The sequence below is a fragment of the Xenorhabdus aichiensis genome, from assembly GCF_028598775.1.
GTDB lineage: Bacteria > Pseudomonadota > Gammaproteobacteria > Enterobacterales > Enterobacteriaceae > Xenorhabdus > Xenorhabdus bovienii.
In genome coordinates, this window is the sequence record NZ_JAQRFO010000016.1 from 21,342 (window position 1) to 44,840 (window position 23,499).

Sequence of the window (23,499 nt, forward strand, 5' to 3'; positions counted from 1 at the left end):
CCATCACTCGCAATGCGGAGGCATACACCCAATAAAGAGATATTATTCCGATGAACGCAAGAAACACGCTGTACAGCAGAACCCCCTCGGTTACTGTGTCCGATAATCGGGGAAAGACAGTACGAGAGATCCTATACCACCGCCATCCGGACACACCAGATACGACTGATGAGCGTATAACCCGTCAAGAATTTAATACCGCCAACCATTCGTCCACAAGTACAGATCCCAGGTTGTACGAATTACGAAAATTAGACACGACTATTAATCCGAATCAGACGACTCTGACATCTCTCAGTGGGAGAGTATTACGAACAGAAAGTGTTGATGCCGGTACAACCTTTTTCCTGAATGATATTGCCGGAAGACCCGTATTTATTATCGATGCAAACAAAGTAACCCGATGCTGGCAGTATGAAAACAATATGTTACCCGGGCGTCCATTAAGCATCACTGAACAACCAGCGGAAAAAACAAAATGTGTCACTGAATACTTTATTTGGGCAGATAATAGCCCGGAGATGCAGAGCAAAAACCTGGCTGGTCAGTGTATACGGCACTATGATACCTCCGGCCTCAGGCAGACTAACAGCGTTGCATTAACAGGAAACCCTTTATCCGTAACCCAACAACACCTCAAAGAGGAACATAGCGCTGACTGGCAGAACGAAGATGAATCAGCTTGGAAGGAGCGGCTGAACAGCGAATTATTTACCACCCTGACTACAGCCGATACTGCGGGAGCGCCACTGCTCCTGACCGACGCCAGAGGCAACCAGCAGCGTCTGACCTACGATATAGCAGGCCAGTTGAAGAGCAGTTGGCTCACGCTGAAAGGGCAGACCGAGCAGGTGATCGTCAAATCGCTGACATCCTCAGCAGCTGGTCAGAAACTGCGCGAGGAACACGGTAACGGTGTGGTAACCACCTACAACTATGAGCCGGAGACCCAGCGCCTGATTGGGGTTAAGACCGAGCGTCCGCAGATTCATAAGCTAGGCGCTAAAATCTTCCAAGATCTGCGTTATACCTACGACCCTGTAGGAAATGTGCTGAATATCACCAACAACGCCGAGATCATCCGGTTCTGGCGCAACCAGAAAGTAATACCAGAGAATACGTATACTTATGACAGCCTGTATCAGCTGATCCGCGCAAGTGGGCGTGAAATGACCAACATTGGTCAACAAAGCAGCCAGCTACCTGCACCAGCGATCCCCTTACCAACCGATAACAACAGCTATACCAAGTATATCCGAACCTACGCCTATGATCGTGGTGGCAATCTGACGCAGATACGCCACAGTGCACCCGCAACCAACAATAACTACACTACCGATATAACGGTTTCTGATCGTAGTAACCGGGCTGTACTGAGCCTCCTGACGGGAATTCCTGCGCAGGTGGATAACTGTTTCGACGCCGGAGGGCATCAATTACAGATGCTGCCAGGACAGCAGCTGGCTTGGAATGCCCGAGGAGAACTGCTACAGGTGAGTTCAGTAGTGCGGGAAGACACTATTTCAGATGACGAACACTATTGCTACGACAGCGATGGAGAGCGAACCTGCAAGGTAGGTATACAACAGACGGGCAACAGTACGATGACACGAAGAGTCATTTACCTGTCAGAATTGGAACTGCGTACTATACAAAACGGCGATACGGAAAAAGAAAGCCTACAGATTATCACCGTCGGGGAAGCTGGCAGCGCACAGGTCCGGGGACTTCACTGGGATAGAGGTAAACCTGACGATATCAGCAACGACCAACTGCGCTACAGCTACGATAGCCTGACGGGCAGCAGTGGTCTGGAAGTTGATGGTGAAGGAAATCTTATCAGCCAGGAAGAATACTACCCCTACGGTGGAACCTCAGTATGGGCGGCCAAAAGTCAGACTGAGGCGAATTACAAAACGGTTCGATATTCGGGTAAAGAGCGGGATACAACAGGGCTGTATTACTACGGATTTCGTTATTACCAGCCATGGGCCGGGAGATGGTTAAGCGCTGATCCAGCGGGGACAGTGGACGGACTTAATCTATATAGGATGGTCAGAAATAATCCGGTTGCTTTTACTGATCCTGATGGGCGCATCCCTGTTTTTGGGTTCATGCTATCTCAAGCAAGTTCTCTGATTCGCAAGGGGTATAAATATGCGGTGGGCAGAACAACAGAACATTTACTGAACCATGGTGCATCATTTGAAACATTTCTTCGCCTGAACCGAGGGTTGCGATCTCTTGTGTTGGGAGTTGGTCTGGCCGGAGCACTGGCAAAAGTAACAGCTTATGCTGGCGGTAACTGGGTTGCTATAGCCAGTTCTGCGGCAGCTGGCTTTATTATCGGTGCAACCATGGGCTTTTTTGCTAACAAAATAACCGAAGGGATTGCTGGTATTTTGAGCTGGCTCACTGAAAAGCGCTCTGCTGCTGCGCAAGTCGGCGCCTTTGTTGCGGTTACAGTGATAACCTCCTCACTTTTTAATACGTCATCATCTGGCAGAGCTATTTCAGTGGGTACAACTCTGGTTCTGGGTAGTCTAATGGCGATCGCTGGAGAGCATAATACCGGTATGGCCATCAGCCTTTCTGTTCCTGCTGGCCAGGGAACATTACATACACTCAGAGCAGGGGCGGAAACAGGACCAGAAATCTTCGGGGCTTGGGTGGGCTCAATAATAGGAGGCCTACTGCGCGGCCACCGTACAGGCAGTACAGAAACAGGTGAGAGAGCAGCTATTGGCTCCATGCACGGAGCGAGGTGGGGCCGGATGTTTGACACTGTATTCGAGGGGCTTACCGCACCCTGGCGGATCGCTGGCAGATTCTTTATTCAGAAAGCCATCCATAGGGTTGCAGAAAGCCGTGTGGGAAGCTTTTTAGGATCTCACATCGCCAGACACGTTACCACATTCCTGCTACCATCTTCACACGGACCGGGCGAATGGTATGGTGCAGCGGTGGGTGGCACTCTGGCAGCCGCACACCATGCTGTGGGAGAGGACGTCACGAACGCTGCAAACCGCATCTCATGGGGTGGTTTTACCCGAGCCTTCCGAAATTATTTCTGGGGATCAACAACGCAAACGCCTGTTCGTAATACAACGCAATCGGAATCATTTGCCTGATTAGGTTTCACAAAAACAGAGCTGATCAGATGATCAGCTCCTATCATTGGCTCAACCAGCTAAAGTCGCTTCGACAGCATTGGCAAAGCTGGCACCACCGTCGCAAGCGGTGTAGTGTACCTGTACCAACACATCGTTAAGGTTAGCCAACAGCAATGCCTGCATGGGATCTGCGGCCAAAGTCTTCGCTTCCACTTTTTTATCCACAGCACGCGGAAAGCTAAGTGTCCACTTAGAAACCGCGCCCGTGCCTTCAAACGACAAATAACGCTCATCGTCCAAACGCAACTCAAAGCTACCGGTATCATTCATGCCGGAAGAGAGCGCCACCTGCTGGCTGGCACGCAGATTGGTGACAATATGGCTGGTATCCCCCGCTTTATCTGTCGGATCATTGAGGTATTTAACCCCATTGATATCGGCTGATAACAGTGTACTGCTGCTGGTCTGAGTGAGCGTTGCTTTCACGTTTTGATACGGCCCGATCAACGTCGGCAGTGTCACTGACACGGTTTTAATCTGGCGCAAGTAATGTCCCGGATAATCGTTGTCAAACAGCTTTTCACTTAACGTAAAATCGACTTTGCCCTCAGTTTTCAGCTTACCGAAAGCACTGTCACCCAACAAAGTCTTGAGTGACACAGTACGGATCACATTAAGACGGCGCTCATGACGCGCTAAATACGCCGCTTCCATCTGGTGCAGGTTAAGTTGTAGCGTCTCACCCACTTGCAATCCGCGATAGTGATCATTCCAAGTACCGGTCTGGATAAAAGTGGCGGCGTAGTCACCCAATTCATACTGCCAGCAAGCTTGGGCGGATAAGCACAAGGAGACCACCGCGTCGTACGCCTGGTAGTACAGCGCGGCCAGTTGACCACTCAGCCACTGATACAACGTTGCCTGGGTAAAACGAGTCGTCAGGTAAGTCAGCATGGTTCGAATTTGTGCCTGCTGCGCTTTCGCCTGTTGCAGTGAAGTTTGGGCTGCCTTCTCACGCACCACCAGTGCATCCAGTTGTTTAGTTAATGCCTCCACCTCAGATTGCGCCTGCTGGTACTGGATTTGCCACTCTTCACGGCGGCGGCGGTAGTTCTCCGTAGTGGCCAGACGCTCGGCTACCACGCTGGTGGCCTGCCCGGCGGTCATCAGCCCGATGGCAACCGCTTCAGTTACCCCTTCATAACGCATGCCGCCATCAGCTAAGCCAAAGATATTCGGGAGCACTTTCAGTGCCCCACTGGCAGTCTGTACACCGGTGGAAGAAGCAATCAGAGATTGTGCTGACGTTTGGGTATCCATCACCAGTTGTTCCGCACTGGAGATGTTGTTTTGATACAGAGTGTAATAATGGTCATGACGCTGTTGCGCCGTAGCCTGACTAGCCAACAGAGCCAGACGGTCCGCCGCCAATCCATCCAGCGCCTGTTGTTGCAACGTGATGGCATAGCTGGACATATCTAACAGTTGCTGTTGCGCCAACTCTTCTTGACCGGCCCGTTCGCTACGCTCCAACAGGCTAAGCAGGTTCTGACCAAAACTGGTCAACGTACCCACTGCGCTGTAAGCACGCGGCAACACAGCACTGAAACGGTACGGTGGCACCGTCAGCATTGCGCCGCTGACACCACTAGCCAAGGTGCCGGACTGAGCACGCTGAGCCAGCAGCGCTACCGGATCAGCAGGCGCAGCATACAACGGCAGGGAAAGTGGCTTACCATCAACGGTCAGGTTATGACGCAGATTGTATAGCCGTGCATCCAACGTATCCCAGTGGGACAACATCAGAACATTGAGCGGTTCATTAAAGTAACCATTATCTGCCAGTTTCAAGTAACTGACATTGCGGCCCGGCAATGCGGGCAAGGCAGTATTACTGTTACCCAGTTGATGTTCGAAGTCACGTAAGGCAGTTTTCCGCCCGGTGGCCAGGGTATCAAGGGTTTGAGGCGTCCAGGTACTACTCAACGACACATCCGGACGAGACCCCAGCAATTCAGCCGCCAGATTATAATAGACCCGAGCCTGAGTCAGACCATCACGAGTCAACTGGCGATACCACATATCTCCCTGAGCAATCAGGTTGCTGACATAGGCGATAAACACCGCTTTCTGATATATCACGGGATGAGCGTAAGCCTGCGTGTCTGGATCAATAGGGTCGCCCAAATGCCGTGACAGATCGCTGTGTCCTTCAACCAGTGGACGTACATTCCAGTAAGCCGGGGCGTTGTTCGGTTTGTTTTTCATCGCCGGATCAAAGATATAATGCAACCACTTCTGTGCCAGTGAGAGCTGCTGTTCGCTGGCAAAACGTGAAGCGACCAAGAACGGCAGGTGGAAAAACAGCTCCCAGAAGTAGAGACCATTTGAACCGTTAAAGTCCATTGGCTCACCCTTACCGTCAGTGACCAGATCTGCCTCCAGAGAAGAATTCGCCTGCAAGGTGTAATCCAGCAAGATATCCAGCCCCAGATTAGCCTTCTCAATCAAGGTACGCACAAAGGTAGTATTAAGGCGAGTTTTAGCTGGCAGATTGTTGTTATTGAAATCCAGATATTGCACCAGACCGCGTTTACTATCGTAGCGAGATTTTAACTGCGGACTAGTTTCCGGTGCCTTACTATCCTGCAACGCAACATAGACATTGAACCACTTACTGACCTTGGAAGAGCCCCTTTGTTTTCCTGACGGACGATCATAATGATCCCACATAACACTCAAACAAACCTGTAGATAGTTTTTATTCGGATCAATGGAGAAATCCGCCTCGGACAGGGTATAAGTCTTAGAATAAGCCGCACCGCTGGCAAGTTGGAAAGTTTTCTTACTTTCGTCAATGTCGCCAGACAGATCGGCCCCATCCGCCTTCTTAGCATTGATTTCCTGATAGAATTTGCGGTTATCTGCGATTTTACTGAAATTTTTGATAGTGGTTAGTGTTGGCCAATCTGGGGATGTAAATACAGATTCAAGCTTATTAAGACCAATAGCAAAATTTATTTTATCACACCAATCTAGCAACACGGTACCGTCTGGAATATACAGATTAACACTGGTAGGTGTTGTCCCTTCCCAAGCGATATAACCGCCCTTCACAGTAACAGTATGGAGAGTCTCAGGCTGGAGCAGGGGGGTAATAGCCCATCCCTCATCACACCTTTGCTCTAACGCCCATGTTCCATTAGGAACAGATCCACCACCATATCCGGCAGGAAAATAGGCGATCATTGCATTATGAAAGGTGTAATAATTTCCATCATGGTAATCCAGATAAAAACCTTCATCCCCTGACCAAGAAAAACCATAACCAGACTTAGAATCGCTTTCTCTGTCAGCATACCCAAACGTATGGCGATTAACAAAATCCCCATTGGTCGTGGTTTGGATATGGAGTGTTAGGCCGTCATCATCGATATATACATAAGCGCCTGTGGTACCCTGCTTCAAGTCATCAATTTTATTTGCCCAAACGGTACCTTCAGAATCTTCTGTTGGCTTGCCCGGTTCAACCTTAGTAATCACATACTTTTTATCGTACACCGCAAATTGCAAACAGTTCTGATCATTTGCTTCATCACGATAAGTACCAAATAAAAAGTTCTTACTTAACGACTTGAGAGTATGGCTATTGAAGGCTGAGTCACAATACAAGTAACCGTACACAGTAGGGCGATTCTGGTATGGGTTTCCCGTAAAATTGCGCACGAATACCCCTAACATCAGGCGACCATACGGATTGCTATCCGTTTTGTCCGTCGGGTCAATACTAAAATCGGTGGTTGCTAGCAGGTTGACCTGCTGCAGTGTAATACTCGATTCATCAACCAGCAGACTAGAACGCAGAGTTTCTGAGCTTTCCCCTGCTTGCTGCGTCATCAACGTGGTGGTATTGGGTGCCGTCCAGGTATCATCGTAACGTTTATAACCAAACTTTATACTGTAGGCATGCGTATTACCGATATTTTTGCCGGCAGTGTCCTTCTGTACCGCCGGATCACGCTCAACCCAAGCCACATACAACCGATCGTTATAAAACACCGGACGTACTGTATGCTCCAGTACCGTATCACCCGACAGGGGCAAGGTGATTTCCTGCCAGTCATTCCAACAATTCGGCGTTACCGGGTTTCCCGCATGGTCCTGACGGTTTTTACTCAAGTCCATCTGACGCCAGTAGTACCGATACGGTTTAGTGGTAGTGCGACCGATAAAGTAATAGATGGCCTGGTCAAATTTATCCTGATTAATATAACCACTCAGTACATACAGATTACTCACCGCTTCAAACTCATTGAGGTATGCCAAGGCAGCATCCTGCACCCGGTCAGGATCGAGTTGGTTCTGATTTAACGTCGTCTCCAGCTCTGAGAAATAATGGCTTTTTTCCTGCCGGGTGATGGGGGAAATGTAGTTTTCAGCGTAATTTTGTACTTCTGCACCGGCTGCCCAAATAGCATATTGGTTATCATTGTCACGCCATTCGTTAGCGGTAGAAGGCTCTATCGCCTGACGCCCCGGTTCAGAGCCATTGACCAGACGGGTCATATATTGTTGTATACTGGCAATCGCTTGTGCTACCCGACTCGTCTCAACCTCATCAGCCACTTCCGGGTCAATCAGCAAGTATTCGTACAAGTCTTCCACCGTCACTGGCTGGCCATTGACACCTTTCAGGGTAGGTGCCACAAAATTCATATAGCCGGTCACCAGCGCATCACGCTGGGATTCATTCAGTTGTTTTTCCATTGTCGATAACATCATTATCTGCCTTACTTAAGTGGCGGTTTAGAAACAGCCCGATTGGGCCATCCGGAAAAATCAAACCCACTCAGGTAGTGAGCTTCTGCCATGCTCAGTTACTACCCTTGACATGGGATACACCAGCTACCAGCGCCTGACCGATGCTTTGCCAAAGGGTATAATCACTGCCACGACTCAGGAGATAGCCTTGCTGTTGCTGTGTAACACCAAGGCCCGTCTGGTTCTGTACCTGTTGCAGACGCAGAAGCGTATCCAGTTGCGGAGTGGTTTTAGCAATTCCACCTAATACTGACCAAGCGGCTTGCAACTCATTAGCCTCCCAACCCAACAGAGTTGCTAACGTTTGTGCAGCATCAGCCTGACTCAACGATGCAGCAGCATTAGCTGTGCGTAAGTAGGCCAACACATCATCTTCCAACCCACCACCGGCTTTACCCACTTGGAACAGTAGATCGCTGTAACGGCTTAAGGTATAGAGCATCCACAAATTGATATCGGTCACTGTTTCTGCGGAAGCGCCAAACCAGAAGGGATAGTCCAGCAAGGTTTGCACCATCGCTGGACTCAACGTGAATTGTTGGGTTAACAAGGAACGGCGTACCACTTCACGCAATAGGCCCAAATAGTCAGCGGGAATATCAGCTGCGGTCTCAACGGTCTCCTTCAATGCCCAAGTCGCACTCAACCACTGATAGATATTTTTTCCACACCAACGCAACAACAACGCAGGCAGTGACTGACTCACGTTCAGAGTTTGCGCCAACAGACTGACAGCCACGCCTTGCTGAGTTTTCTGCGCTTGATTTAACGTATTCGTCAGAGTAGTGACTGCCTGCCTCTTATCTTCATCAGATAAGCTTTGTATATTGACCACCGTTGCTATGGCACTTTGTGTGCTAGCATCAGTCACCAGGCCAACCTTATCGATAAGCGGGCTATTACCTGCCGAGAGCAGAGCAAACCAGTCAATGGCATGACCGTTGGTATCAACTAATGGTGCACCACTACGGGATAACAATGTTGCATCCACAAATGTACTGCCCAAGTTCTGCCACACCTGACGGATAAAATTCAATTGATCGTCAGTGCCTTGAGCGATAGAGACAAAGTTATTAACCAGGATAGCACCTTGGGAGAAAGTAAGGATCGTAGTATGATCATAAGTATGAATTTTGATTTTTGAGATCAAAGTATTCAGCACCGATAGATCTTTAAAAGTCCCTTTAAGCGGAATATTCAGAATGTAGGTGTTAGTCGTGCTGAGATATAGCCAAGTATCCGGCCAACTGAAAGGAGTATCTGAAGAGGTACCATAATGATTATCATTGAGCGTAACACCCTTTGGTGCATCCCCCGTCCAACTCATTTTACCATTTAAGCTTAAGCCTGATGACAGAGGATAATGGAACTCTGAAATCCCACTCTTTTTACTCCCTCCGCGAAATGCAATTTGCTGCGTCAGAGTCAACTCACCGGACTTAGCGTCATAGGTCAGATCTTTCCAGCCAATGGAAACACGTTCCATCTGACCTGGATCAGAAATCGTGCCATAACTACCCGCTTCAGGCAGTGCCACTGACCTTTCATCTGACAATAACAATTGCTGAGTACTAAATGGCAAATCATGCTGCCCCCCCCACTGTGCCAGCATACTCAACGCTTGTAACAGGCTAAGGATATCCGCCGCCAGCGGAGAATCTTTTTTCGGTGCTGTGATTGTCGGTTTTCCTGCCAGTTGCTGCCAGACGATGCCTGTGCCTGCATCTAATCGGTCAGCCAACGCACAGAAAGCCTCTGGATTTATCCCCAATGTGCGCGCCAGATTAGCCAAGCGGTAAAACGCCGATACCACAAACAGATTACAGTTGAGAGTACTTAGCGTGACATTCCCCTGCTGACGGGTAATATTATCCGCCAATAACAGGAACTGACGATGATTAAGGCCCAGTGCCGTGCTGATATGCTTAACACACGCCCCATCGCCCCCGGTGGTCAATGTATAGACAAAATCCTGATTATCTATCACAAACGGTGTATCAAAGGTGCCGACGGAGTTAAACACCTGATCTAAGAATGGTGGTGCTGGTGTAATGGCAAACGGGGCCACCACGCGCAGCCAGCCAGCAAATTGTTTGGCGGTAACACCGTACTTCGCCTGATAATGTTTGAACACCCCTAACATACGCAGCGTATTGTCATTCATCAACAGCTCAGTATTTACTGTTTCTGCATCCATAGCAGAAGTCACCAACAGGTCAATATCCTCATAGGGCAGATTCAACCATTTTTGCAGACGCACCATACGATTGATACGGTCCAATTTGTCATTTGTCAGATTGTTGACCGTCAAGGCAAAATAAGCCTCTTCTCCACTGCGACTCAGGGTAATAGTCTCCGGCTTGCCAGCATGAATAAAGCGGGCGCCGTAGGCAAATGGTATCGCTATCATGTCACCAGCACTCACATTACCAGACTTGATAACCGTAGAATCTCCGACGGTTGAACACAACATCTGTTCTACCTGAGGAACAATCAGATTCGTTCGGCCAGTCAATACGGTCATGTCACTGAAACTGTTCACGGTAAGCGAACTGTCACCATAATTTAGTTGATAGAAATCCTTACCGACAGTTTCCGTAATGATTTTCTGCTGCTCTGGCGAAAGCTGACTCGCCATGATTTGCAGTCGAGTCAAAGCACCGGCAGTCGCATTACTCAATTTTCCTGCTGCTGTTGCCCAGAAGTTTTGCGGCAGATCCAGCGTCTGTGGCAAAGTGATATCTTGCAACGTGGTACCCAATACCGACTGAGCTGTCTGAATCTGCTGATGACCATAATGATATGGCAAATTATTCGGGTAACGGGTAGTGGAAAGTTTGGCGTTTACCGCTTCCAGATCAGTCAAACTCAGTTTCTTCTGAATGGCTTTGGACAGAATTTCATTGACCAATTGTAATTGCGGTATCACCTCATTGATTGCTTTATCATTAATCAACAAAGTCCCGATATCAGGTCGGCGCTCCGCCAGCGTATTCATAATGGCGCTAGCACCACTCTTTTCCTGTTCAAGGGCCAATTGATAAATATGAGTCAGATAAGCTACCGGCGCATCGTTGGCTTCTGGTGACCCACTAGGTGCTTTATCTTTCCAACCAGTGTTTGCATCAAGAAACTGATTGGAGTAATCCGGACCTGACACAGAGAACGGACTTCTCAAGCTAACCTGAACAGCCCGGCTAAGAGGATTGTAGCGAAAGTGGTGTCGCACCTGATGAGCATAGCCCACCGCCAAGTCATACATTTTTTCAGCGCTGCGCCCTAGAGCGGCACGATGTTGACGAATAAAACGCTCACGCGGTATGCGTACCACATCAAATACTGAAGTATAACCAAGGCTAGTTAATTTACCGGGCAGGTTGTAGATCGCTTCGGTGCGGGAAATCAGGGGGCTGGTGGGTTGATTCATACGAACTCCTGAATTGAGATTTATTATGAATAACAGGTTTCGTCATGCCTATAGTGCAAATCAGTCATTGCTGTTGTGTGCCCAAAAGTGTTCTGAATTGCATACACTTATCGGTGCACCCGATATTGAATTTGTCAAAACCACTTAATGCACGACGCTAAAGCATAATAAAAAAATTATGTAATAAATAAGATCTTTATTTAATGAAATTAATAAAAAATTACCCACAAAATAAAAATAAAAATAAAAAAATTTATTTTTAATACATTAAATGAATATTTTGATAAATGTTATTTCTTTAATATCTTCATCCTGACTGAGGGTAATCCCCAACATGTCGGCAATATCTACAACATAAAACATCAGTGGTGAGAAAAAGCAGTTAAAAAATCTATTATAACCTGAATAAATAGCACATTTAAGCTACTTGATTCATCAAAATCCAATATCTGTATATCTTCTAACATTTTATTAGAGTCTAATCAAAGAACACTTTTTATACTCATATCAAAAAACAGATGACTCAGAAAGTTTTCTCTTAACATCCAGAATAATACATTATTTACAGAATGTAACAGGCACCAACATCACCCTAACTGGCACGTATCCCATAACCGTTGAGTCATTCACAATAAGCCCTACGGGAATAACAAATAAAAAAGCGTTTCATATGAAACGCTTTAGATAAAATTACTGAACCTAATTGACTGTTCCATCCCAGTAGGAGCAGTTGCAGACAGGCTATTGATGCGGCCACAATATCAATATCGACACAGTCTTCCCATAACTTGTCCCACTCATCATCAGAACCGCCAGTTAAAGCCTGCGTGAACGCTGTTATCCTGATGGCTACTGGATAGCAATCCGCTGTAACCCAGAGTCAATGACACGTTATCACTGGCTGTCATCTCCGCGTTAGCCTTCAGCACCATGCCATCGCGAGAGACCGGAACACTGCGGGTCACAAAACTGGTGTCACTGCCGCGAAACGCCAGGCTGGTAGCCCGTTCACGATCACCATACTGATGCTGCCAGCCTAATTCACCCTGTAGAGCAACCGAAGTTCCTCCCATTGCCTGCCAACTGTGGTTCGCACGCAGCCCCAGCGTGGAGAGCTTGGCCTCGGAGTGCTGTTTATCACCGTGGAGCGCCGCTGCCGCACCATTCTCGTTAATGCCATCATTACGGAAGCCGACATAGGCGAGATTCACGAATGGCTCAAAGTTAACCGATCCGGTGGGCAGATTGTACGCAGCTTCTGCGAACAACTGTGCCGTGCGGCCACTGTATTTAGCATTCTGGCTATCAAACTGGCTGCCGTAGCTGACGGAACGATGGGTGTCAATGCGGTGCCAAGTGTATCCACCGCCGGCACGCAGTGCCAGATCACCGAACTGACGGTCACCATAGAGGGCGAGGTGATAGTTATTGCTGTCAGCATTGGAGTCGTAGCCACCATCAAGGGAGGTACGGGTGTAGCCGGTCGCGATACCCAGGCGGCTGTAAGCATCAGTAGGCGCATCAAATCCGAGCAGTACGCCGTAAGTGGAAGCCTGATAACCCGTACTGTTATTCGTACCCGAGGCGTGATTCCATGCACCGAGCAGACGCGCCCATGCACCGTTATCATCTTCGCGGATATCGGACGATGAAGCACGGCCTTCGGTCTGGCTTAGACGAGTATTCAGAGTATCACGCAGATAACGGCTGTCATTGACCAGCGAGGAGGCAATATCAGCATGGACCTGCCCATCAAGCCGGCTGAAGGCCTGACGAGCTTGATCCGCAGAAGTAAAGCTCAGGATACTCTCGTAAACCGGATTACCAACACTGAGCGTATCCGCCGCAGCGGCCACAGCGCGCTCGTTTGGCGTTTTAGCCACATCCGCAAAAGCGGTATTATTACGCCCGACATGGAGCGTGACCTCAGCAGGCTGATACGACAGGCTGGTATCAAGAAAGGAGTAGTTCGGTGCGACCTGATCAAAACGGCCGTTGATGCCCTGTTTTGCGCTGAGGATACGGTACTGTTGACCAATTAAACTGCGTACCTCATCGCGGGAAAGAAGATTAGCGCTGTTTTCGAGGGAAACGGAAACGTCACCGCCGCGAAGCTGTGCACTGCCAGCCGCCTGAATATGATCACTGCGTCCGTCAGCAGCGATTTCAACGGCGTAATGAGAACCGGGTTCAAAAGCAACGTCGCGGGACACGTTGAGAGTGCCGATAGAGTTACCCGGTGCAACCGTACCACCGCGTTGCACACTGAGTGCGCCGATAGTGCCATTACCACCGAGAACGCCGCTCTCCAGTACTGAGACTGAGGAAGTCAGTTCACCGCTGATACCTAATAGCCCCTGTCTGACCAACGTTGGCCCTGAATAGGTGTTCTGACCGGTAAGAATAAGCGCTCCGCTCCCCTGCTTGGTGAGCCCACCGTGACCACTGATATCATTGCTCCACGTATCCTGCGCACACTGCTGGCTATCGCAGATACGCTCGGTCGGTTTGCCTTTATCGAGTACAGTCCCAATACCGGAAATATCCGCAATAAACTGGCTACTGCCATAGGCCACACCGTCAGGATCAGGGATACGGAAAGCCTGTGGAATGTCTTCTGCGGTATAGAACATACCGGGGCCGTGTATCGCTTTGCCGAGATTAATCATTCCCCAGCCGTAAAGCGCATCGATACCCGGTTCACCCATGTCGGTGGCGGTGGTACGAAGCACGGATGCGATCTGAGTACCCGTCATGTACGGGAAACGTTCCATCAACACGGCAATACTACCGGCAGCATGAGGAGCGGCCATAGAAGTCCCGTTGTAGTTAGCGTAGCCTGTCGTCAGATTATCCATGCCAGTTCCACTGATAATTGCGCTGTAAATCTGACTGCCGGGCGCGCTGACACATAAACTGGCGGTATAGCCGCATCGAGAGGAAAAATAACTGATGGAATAAGGTACGCTGTTAGTGCTCTTAAGATCCTGCTGCAAGCTGGCAACCGTCAGCCAGTTCGGTGCGATCTCCGGGACAAACCAAGCCAGACCAGACATGGCATCCGGGTTATTCAGATTGCTATCGTTACCGGCAGCAAAAATCGTCACAATCCCTCCACGTGCGGCATCAATTGCGCCCTGATACGCACCACCCGGTTTTGTCCCCAGAATCAATTTAATTTCATCAAACTGCTTCTGGGCGTCTGCTACAGTAAAGTGCGGATAGGCTGGGTCATACCCTCCCACTGTAAACTCTTTGGCAATACCAATCGCCCAACTGTTGTTAATAATACGGGCGCCACTCCCGATCAACGCATTCCAGCCGGCCTGATACACGCCGCCATCGTTACCTAAAACGATACCGTCTTCAGGGCCAGGATCGCCATTGTCGGCACTGATGATTTGTGCATTATAGGCCACACCATGCATCTTCTCGCCATCCCGGATACCGGCCGCGGTACCGCCAACGTGAGTGCCGTGCGCCCCCAGCTTACCGGATGAACCTATGGTCGGTGTGCCATCGTAATCAAATTTATCCCCTTTTTTCACTTTAATATAGGGATCGGTATATTCACGGATCCCCGAGGTGACAAGGGTGATCACCTTATCCGGGCTCATAAATTCAGGGTGCTTGGCATAAACCGGCTGATCGAATATTCCTAGTTTGATCCCCTTACCGGTGTAGCCGCGGGCATAAGCCTCCTCAGCATGAATAGCGCCAAGCCCCCAGTCAGCACGGAATTCACTGGTGCGCCAGCTGGCAGGATTATTTAACTGACCAGGATCATTATAACTCCCCGCAAATGCACTGGCGCTGACGGCAGCCAGACAGCAGGCCACGGCGCGGCAAAGGACACGTGGCTGGGTTTTGACCGGCAAACACCCAGCAACCGGAGTCTGCTGGAATATTCTGTATCGCTTATTCATCTCAGTTACCATCCATTGTTAGTTTGCAAAAATATCATTGATGAGCCATGTACAAGGCAGCCGCCAGCGACCGGTTTTTTCACAGGAAAAACGGTTGACCACGGACAATACCGCGGAGTTTTATCTAATATTTTCTGGCTAAGTACAGGTCGTAACCTGTGTTAACGTTGACGGGTTAACGCCATCGCGGGGATCGTTTCCTGAAAGCAGGAGCAGGCTAAAACGGTAAAAAGGAATATGGGTTATTGACGCTATTGCCCAAATAAAATGGGTTTAATCAACGACTCTATCCTTTTCACAGATTCCGTATAAATAATTTGAATACCTGAATAAAGATCAAAAACCGCGACATTGACTGCCTTGAATACATTTCATCGGCACTGCCGATGATGCTTAATAACATGCCACAATCTGTTATCCATTTTTATACATATATTTTAACTTACCATTAACAAATAGTAGTCTTATGTCACCTTTTCTGTAGGAAAGTTGTTCTGGGTGATTAGGGTGATGCGAGAGAGTATCTCCCCCATTTGATTCAACTGACCAAACAGCAGAGAAGAGGGGCGGGTCATGATGTGGAGCCATAGTTGCAACGCAATACCAGTGCAGTGTTACGCCGGCTTTTAATCGCAAGTATGGCCTGTGTGCGGCTTACAACGTGGAAGCGTGCCCGCCATTCTGACGGGCTTATCACTACGGTTAAAGGGCGAGGATGCCTACTTCAAGGCAACGAACAATTAGGAACAGCAACTGAATTTATTCGTTCTTCAATGGAACCTGTCTTTTAAGTCGTTTATTCATCCGATTTTTAGCCAGATTTCTTCCCCCAGATTGCAGGTCGTCTATTTTATCTTCCGATAAATAGTCCTCTTTGTTGAGTACAGGCCGCAATGCCCCTTCAAGTTTAATCACCGAGCTGTAGGTAAACATCATAGCAATCGGAATATCGGCATTTAATTTTTGCTTTAGTCTTTCATTGATTTGAACTATATCGAGTGATGTCGCCCCTAAATCGAAGAATCTGGCACGCTCATCAATTTCGGATAAACCCAATTGATGTTTCAATACCTCTAAGATTGTTTGTTTTACTGATGTCTTAGCCTCTGAAATTACCTTCTCTGCGGGGCCGCTTTTAATCCGTACTTTTGAACGTTCGCTTTCCTGCAATCGCTTGTTTATAGGCAACACGGACACCGCCATTCTTTCAGGGTAATAAGCTATTGCCTGAAGAAATAGCGCCTGACCCTCTTGATTGGTCAAACCCACAGTTTCGTTGCTATCTTGAATATTCTTAGCGGCCATCCCAACTTCTAACCATCGATCCCAAGCGATTGAATGGATTCTAAAAGGAGATTCCTGATTATCTGTAAGCGCATCTAGATAGGCATTCGCCGCCACATAAGCCGATTGTCCTGACGCTCCGTGATATGACAGTAAAGAAGAGCAAAACAGCATAGAACGGAGATCCTTATCTCTAAAATAAGAGATGAGATTGTCTGCACCTGTGACTTTCGCAGCCATTATCTCGCGGTGAAGAGCGAGATCGGGTTGCATGATTAATGCTCCGGCATCAGAACCTGCGGAATGAATCACCATGCTAAACGTCCCTAATTCGCTCTCAATAGCGGTGAGCAGCGCATGAAGGGCTGTTTTACAGGAAACATCAACTTGATGGATGTGAACTTCACCCCCAAGTTGTTCTACCCTCTCAATGCTCGCGATCTTGCCAGCCATTTCCACTTTGGTTGGGTCATTTTTAATGACTTCCCACTCAGATCTGCCAGGAAATTCAGAGCGAGAGGCTAAAACCAGACGTGCTTTATATTGGTCGGCCAAAGATTCTGCCATCTTTAAACCTATTCCACCTAACCCGCCGCTAATGAATACTAAGCCACCCACATTTAATTCATGGCATTTATTAACATGAACTAATTGATGGACTGGTAATGGTTTAAATTCCGGTATCCACAACTGACCGTGCCGTATTGCAGCCTGACGGTATTTATCCGAACTTGCAATTGTCCGTATTAGTGCCTTCAATTTGTTATTGTCAGCCAAATCCTGCATAGCGAAATCTATCTGCATCGCTTGATGTTTTTGGTATTCAAGAGGAATAGACCATACCAAGCCTTTTAATAATGAAATGGCGGGTAGAGCTTGTTCATATCCCAATACATTTTCAATTTCGGGTGTAAAGAGAATAAATCGCATGGATTGCAAAGGTATCGAAGATAATAGAGTTCTAAGGCTATCCACCCATTGCAAATAATGTTCAATAGGATCGGTGCTGAATTCTCTTTGCTCTGGAATAAGCACGAAAGTGCATTCAGTCGTCATCTTGAGTGAGGCTAATTTATCTAATTCATCAATAAAAAACACTTCGCTATCAGGCCATAATACTTTAGCTAATGTACAACGATTAGGTTCGGCCGTTCGAGGACAAAGTAAGAAAACGCGTTGGCTTTGCTTAACCTCTTCCGTTTGAAAATTAACTTCACGTTGCCAGCTCGGCAGATAGGTAGAACTTTGGTCAGGATCGACAGAATGACGTTTTTTATTCGGGCCTGAAATAAGCCTGTCTCTTATCTTACTGTATTCTGTCTGTGAGAATTGATATACAGGCAAATGAATAAGATTGCCTTTTTGCTGATTGATATTTTGCCAATATATTTCATTGCTGGCGCAGCCTATTTTTGCCAGTTGACCGTAAAAATATTCTTGGTCATCCTCTGGCAACTTAGGGTGCCTAAGTGCGTTAACAACAAGAGGTTTATTTTCGTTTTTAGTTTGAAAGTATTTTTGGGTGAAACTGGATAAGGTGTTTCCAGGGCCGACCTCAATAAAAATGAGATCATTAGACTCAGACAGTGTTTCTAAGCATCCTAAGAAATCCACCTTCTGCCGTTGATGCGACAGCCAGTAATCAGGCTGCATAATCTCTTCTTCACTATGCCAAGTCCCGGTTAAGTTCGAAAGGACGGGGATGTAGGGTTTACTGAAGTTGATTGTACTTAATGTCTCAGCGTATTCCGTTTGGATCTCATCAATCGTTCTGGAATGGAAAGCATGCGATGTCTTTAATCTTCGGCAAATAATCCCCACGTTTTGCAGCAGTGACTCCAATCTTTCAATATCCGCGGGTGCACCTGATACCACGACAGATTCTCTTCCATTGATTGCTGCGACTTCAAGTGTGTCATCTAAGTAATCTTGCAGTTTTTCTATTCCCAATGGCACGCTGAGCATCGTTCCCGGTGACATTCTTTGCATTAACCTTGCTCTCTGGCTGACCAAATGCAGAGCATCATCTAATGAAAATACGCCAGATACGGTTGCTGCGACATACTCACCCAAACTATGTCCGAGTAAGGCATAAGGTTTAAAACCTTTACTCTCAAGCAGCCTTGTTGTTGCATACTCAACAACAAATATCGCGAGCTGAGTGATTTCGGAAGAGGCGTCATTTTGTTCCGAAGCGCCGATAAAAAAGTCAGTTAACTCTTTTTGTTGGTCTTCTGGTAACAAATGCAGGCACTGATGGATGCTATCTTTAAATGTTTTTTCATGCTGATACAGACCATAAGCCATACCCTGATATTGTGTACCCTGCCCCGGATATAAGAAAATGATTTTCTTGCCGGTGTATTCCACTTTTCCGCGGATAAAGTCAGATTCACAGTAGGATCCCTGACTTTCTGAACAAATTAATACTGACCTGTGGCTAAAGTACTCTCTCCCATTTTGCAGGGTATAAGCGATATCAGACAATGTGTCTTTTTTATCTGCCAGCCTATCAAGCAGCGCTTTTTCCATCATCGCCAAGCTTGATTCATTTTTTGCCGATAGAGGTAAGAGCGTCAGACGTTCCGTTGATTCCGATCCTGAAGGCTGAAATAATGATTCTTCCAGCACGATATGGGCATTAGTCCCCCCAATACCAAAAGAACTCACGCCCGCTCTTCTAATTGATTGACTCACCCATTTCTGGCTATTTTGATTGATATAAAAGGGGGATGACTCAAGCTTTATCTGAGGATTAGGGTTGGTAAAATACTGATTTGCACACAACATTTTATTTTTCAACATTAAAGCTGTTTTTATTAAACCTGCCATACCCGCTGCGCTATCTAAATGCCCGACAATAGATTTTACTGAACCTATCGCAATGCTTTTCGCTGGACAGCCAGGAAATGCCTTCTTTAACGCTGAAATTTCAATCGGATCACCTAACTTAGTTGCCGTGCCATGCGCCTCAATATATGAAATCGACTCAGGATCAATTTTAGACATTTTAATTGCACTGCTAATGACATCGGCCTGCCCTTCAATACTCGGGGCGGTATAACCGACTTTTCTCGCGCCATCATTGTTTATCGCAGTACCCTTAATCAAAGCCAGTATGGGACGCTTATCTGCAAGAGCCTGTTTCAACGGTTGCAGAACAACCGCACCAATCCCCTCCCCGCCCACGGTGCCGTTGGCCTTTTCATCAAATGGCCGGCAAACGCCTTCTGGCGACGTGATCATACCATCCTGATATAAATACCCCTGTTGATTTGGTGTTACCAGTGCCGCAGCCGCAACCAAAGCCATTTGACATTCACCGAGTAACAAGGCGCGGGCCGCCATATGTATGGCGGTTAATGAAGAAGAACACGCAGTTTGTAATGAAACCGCTGGCCCGGTTAAGCCTAACTTGTAGGCTAAACGCGTTGCCGCAAAATCTTTCTCAACTAAATTAAATGCCGAAAACAGACTTGCACCATCTTGTTCGCATTCCTCATAAGCGGCCATCTGCCATTGCAACTGTGCACTCGCCGTTAAATAACAACCCACTTTACCGGCGTAAACCGCAGGAACCAAGCCGGCAGAACCTAATGCTTCAAAGCCACATTCGTGCAATTTACGTATCTGAGGCTCAAGAAACTCGGCTTCTCGTTTGTTGTAATTAAAAAAATCCGCGTCGAATGCCATAGGTTTGTCGATCACGCCCTTGGCATTGACATAGTTATTGCTGGAATAATCCTGCTTGGGAACCCCATTTTTTGCAAGAATCTCGTCGGAAAACCGGGTGGTACAATCATTGCCCTCGAGACAGTTTTTCCAAAAGCTTTCAATCGTTGGGCTATTTGGAAACCGGCATGAAACACCAACAATGGCTATTTCAAGGCCTGTCAGATCCTGATGTGACTTATTATTCAGATTTTCTCGTTGACTCATGATTTGTTAATCTCTATTAATGCTATACCCTTCGTCTTTCAAGTTGTCTCTCTGTTGGCTACGCTCACTCACCCCAGTCACATAGTTATCTATGTTCCCGGGGATTCGTTCCCTTGCCGCCGCGATACACCTTGAAATCCATTGGGTCTATAACAACCGTTTATATGCCTAAACCATACTAAGCTGATAAACGGTTGACGAAGTTGTTAAATTTCTATTTTTAATAAATGTTTAAAGAAGTTAATTACCAAACATTTTTAAAGCTTCATCAAATTGTTCAACGGAGTGATCTTCCGAAATGACAATATTGTCATTTTCTCCGTTGTTATCGATTAATTCTGCCTGCTGTTTTATGGTTGTGCATTGGAATAAATCAACAACTTCAATTTCTTTATTAAAGCGTTCACCTAAACTTAGACTAAGTTGAACTAACTTAAACGAAGAACCGCCCAAGTCAAAGAAATTGTCACATGAGCTTATATTTTCTTTTTTTGTATTTAATATTTCAGACCACAACCCTAGTATTTTCTCTTCTGTTTCATTACTGCAAGGAATTACTCTCTTGTTGACGATAAAGTTACTGGGGTCGGGTAATCTGGCGATATCAATTTTACCGCTGCTATTTTGCGGGAACTCGTCAAGCTGAATAAAATAGGCCGGAACCATATAATCTGGCAGCCGTTCAGCAAGGGCTGATTTAATATCATCACTACTAAATTCAATATTGCTATATAGGTAAGCCACTAAGAATTTATTGTCTGAGTCTTGAGAGTTAACGGTTACAAAGACATCGCAGATTGGCTTTGCATCAAATTGATTTGTGCTACTGAGTTCAGTCATCACTTGTTGAATAGCTATTTCTATTTCACCTAATTCAATACGATAACCGTTAATTTTTACTTGGTTGTCTAAACGACCGAGATAGACTAAACCCACGTCTCCAACATATTGAGCCAGGTCACCTGTTCTGTAATACCTTTCTCCGTCAATCAAGACAAACTTCTGAGCGGTTAATTCTGGGTTATTTATATAACCTTTAGCGAGACCCTGTCCTGCAATAGCAATTTCCCCAATAGCGCCCTCAGGTAATATTCTCAAGAAATCATCAATCAAAACGACTTTTTCACCTGGCATCGGAAAGCCAATGGGAATGGTGGTTGTATGAATTTGACGGCTGTCATTAAATTCAAACGAAGTGGATTGTACACAACACTCGGTAGGGCCATACGCATTAGATGCGTTAGGAACAGATTGCCAGCATTTTGCAAAGTTATACCAGTTATGTTTTTCCAGTAATTCACCACCTATCATAAGGTGATTCACAGAACAGCAAATGGCCTGCTCGTTAAATTGTGTATGGATCATTCTGAGATGGGTTGGCGTACAATCAGCAATGTGAATATTATTTTTATTCCAGAACTCAACGACCTTACGCCCATCTCTCCTCATGTCATCAGGCACGATATGCAGGGTATGTCCCAGTAACAGCGATGGATAAAGCTGTTGTACTGATGCGTCAAAGCTCAATGCCGAGATCATCGATACATTCAGAGAGCCTGGATAATTTTTATAGACGCGTTCGTATAGCCCTTGCACCAGGTTGATGACGGCTCCGTGGGAAACTTCCACTCCCTTAGGATTGCCTGTTGAGCCAGAAGTGAAGATCACGTAAGCAGAATCACCGGCCTCTGCGTCGTTAAATTTAGCGTCTAGGTTTGTATTGGTGGTGCTGTCAGCCGATCCGTAAATAATGCTACTGCAATCACTGAGCTCGCAAGCCGTGTCATGAGAGACAACCAGATATTTAATGGCGGCCGTATCTTTAACATAGATCTTCCGTTTGATCGGCCAATTTACATCAAATGGGCAATACTTGGCGCCAATTTTCAAAACAGCCAGCATGACGATAATGGCCGAACATGAGCGTTTCATATGTATACCGACGGTATCATTTTTTGCAACGCCTTGTTTTAACATTTCAAATGCAAAAAGATTACTCAGTTCATCTAACTCTGCATAGCTGAAAGAAGCGTGCGCATCCGTTACAGCAATCCGTGTGGGATGCATCTTGACTCTTTTCATAAACAAAGCGGGGATCGTAGAACCGCTTTCTATTTCAGGTGCTGTTTTATCAACGTCTATGTGAGAGGGTTCTGATAGTTTGAGTGAAGAAAGCGGGTTTTCAGATCGTATCTGCCGAATCAACAACTCAACCATCTTTATAATTTCGTGATAATAGTTGGCATCATAGGGTGAATGAATCTCACAAAAAATATTTTCTCCATCATGCTCAAAAATAAGCTGTGAACAGGAAAAGTCCTCTATTTCTTTATTAACACCCTGACAGTTTTTGAGTATCACTGCTGACGTGAACTGAACAGCTCCTTCAAAAATAGAGGTAAAAGAGTTAACCCCGTACGGTAAAACATCCTGTATGCTTTTTGATGTCGATTTTATTAAATCTATCAATGTTTGCTCGTAGATAAGCTTTACTGGAACACACAACATGCCAGCGCTTTCGTCCTCGCAATGATAGCTCGTGGTTAAAATGACCGATTCATTAGTACGAAGCATTGTCGATTGGATAAATCCGATTAAAGATATGAGTAATGCACTTAATCTTTTATCAGAACCGTTGGCTATCGATAACAAGTTTTTAGATATTTCACTTGAAAGGTAAATCTTATCTACACCTGAATTATCGTTACTTTTAGTAAAGTAGTTAGAAAACTCCGGGTGTTTACAGTTATTGATAAACCCCCTCCAGAAATGTTCCTTTTTTTGAATTTTGTTTAGCTCTTCTACTTCATTAATCATAATGACACTCTGCTATATTATTTCTATTTAATTTTTAGCAAACACGTTTATAGAAAAATAGTATTTAATATCGTATTAGAACGACTATTTCTATTTATTTTGCGCTTGATTGGCTGTTAAATAAGATTAAATTTGTAATGGTATATGTGGAAATAATTTTCCGAAACATATA

Annotated in this window: 6 protein-coding genes; 1 reads left to right on the plus strand and 5 read right to left on the minus strand. The window is 46.4% G+C overall.

Translation table 11 applies throughout. The annotated features are described in order from the left end of the window. The first annotated feature begins 50 nt into the window (after positions 1 to 50). Positions 51 to 3,131: an RHS repeat-associated core domain-containing protein gene (locus tag PSI22_RS09250; RefSeq protein ID WP_273579489.1), complete on the plus strand. Its 3,081-nt coding sequence runs from the start codon at positions 51 to 53 to the stop codon at positions 3,129 to 3,131. Positions 3,132 to 3,182: 51 nt separating this feature from the next. Here PSI22_RS09250 and tccB read toward each other — a convergent pair whose 3' ends face one another. From tccB to PSI22_RS09275, 5 genes are all read right to left on the minus strand, one after another. Then, positions 3,183 to 7,892, minus strand: coding sequence for an insecticidal toxin complex protein TccB (gene tccB, locus PSI22_RS09255; protein ID WP_273579490.1), 4,710 nt, complete (start codon positions 7,890 to 7,892; stop codon positions 3,183 to 3,185). 94 nt (positions 7,893 to 7,986) lie between these two features. Beyond that, the gene (locus tag PSI22_RS09260) at positions 7,987 to 11,361 is read right to left on the minus strand and encodes a Tc toxin subunit A (RefSeq protein WP_273579491.1); all 3,375 of its coding nucleotides are present in this window, start codon (positions 11,359 to 11,361) and stop codon (positions 7,987 to 7,989) included. Positions 11,362 to 12,164: 803 nt separating this feature from the next. Continuing rightward, positions 12,165 to 15,287 (minus strand): autotransporter outer membrane beta-barrel domain-containing protein, encoded by a 3,123-nt coding sequence (locus PSI22_RS09265; RefSeq protein WP_273579492.1) that lies wholly within the window; start codon positions 15,285 to 15,287, stop codon positions 12,165 to 12,167. Between the two features lie 759 nt (positions 15,288 to 16,046). After that, positions 16,047 to 20,510 carry a beta-ketoacyl synthase N-terminal-like domain-containing protein gene (locus PSI22_RS09270; protein ID WP_273579493.1) on the minus strand — a complete coding sequence of 1,488 codons (4,464 nt, stop codon included), beginning with the start codon at positions 20,508 to 20,510 and terminating at the stop codon, positions 16,047 to 16,049. 240 nt (positions 20,511 to 20,750) lie between these two features. Then, on the minus strand, positions 20,751 to 23,327 hold the full coding sequence (locus PSI22_RS09275; protein ID WP_273579494.1) for a non-ribosomal peptide synthetase: 2,577 nt from the start codon (positions 23,325 to 23,327) through the stop codon (positions 20,751 to 20,753). Between the last annotated feature and the right edge of the window lie 172 nt (positions 23,328 to 23,499).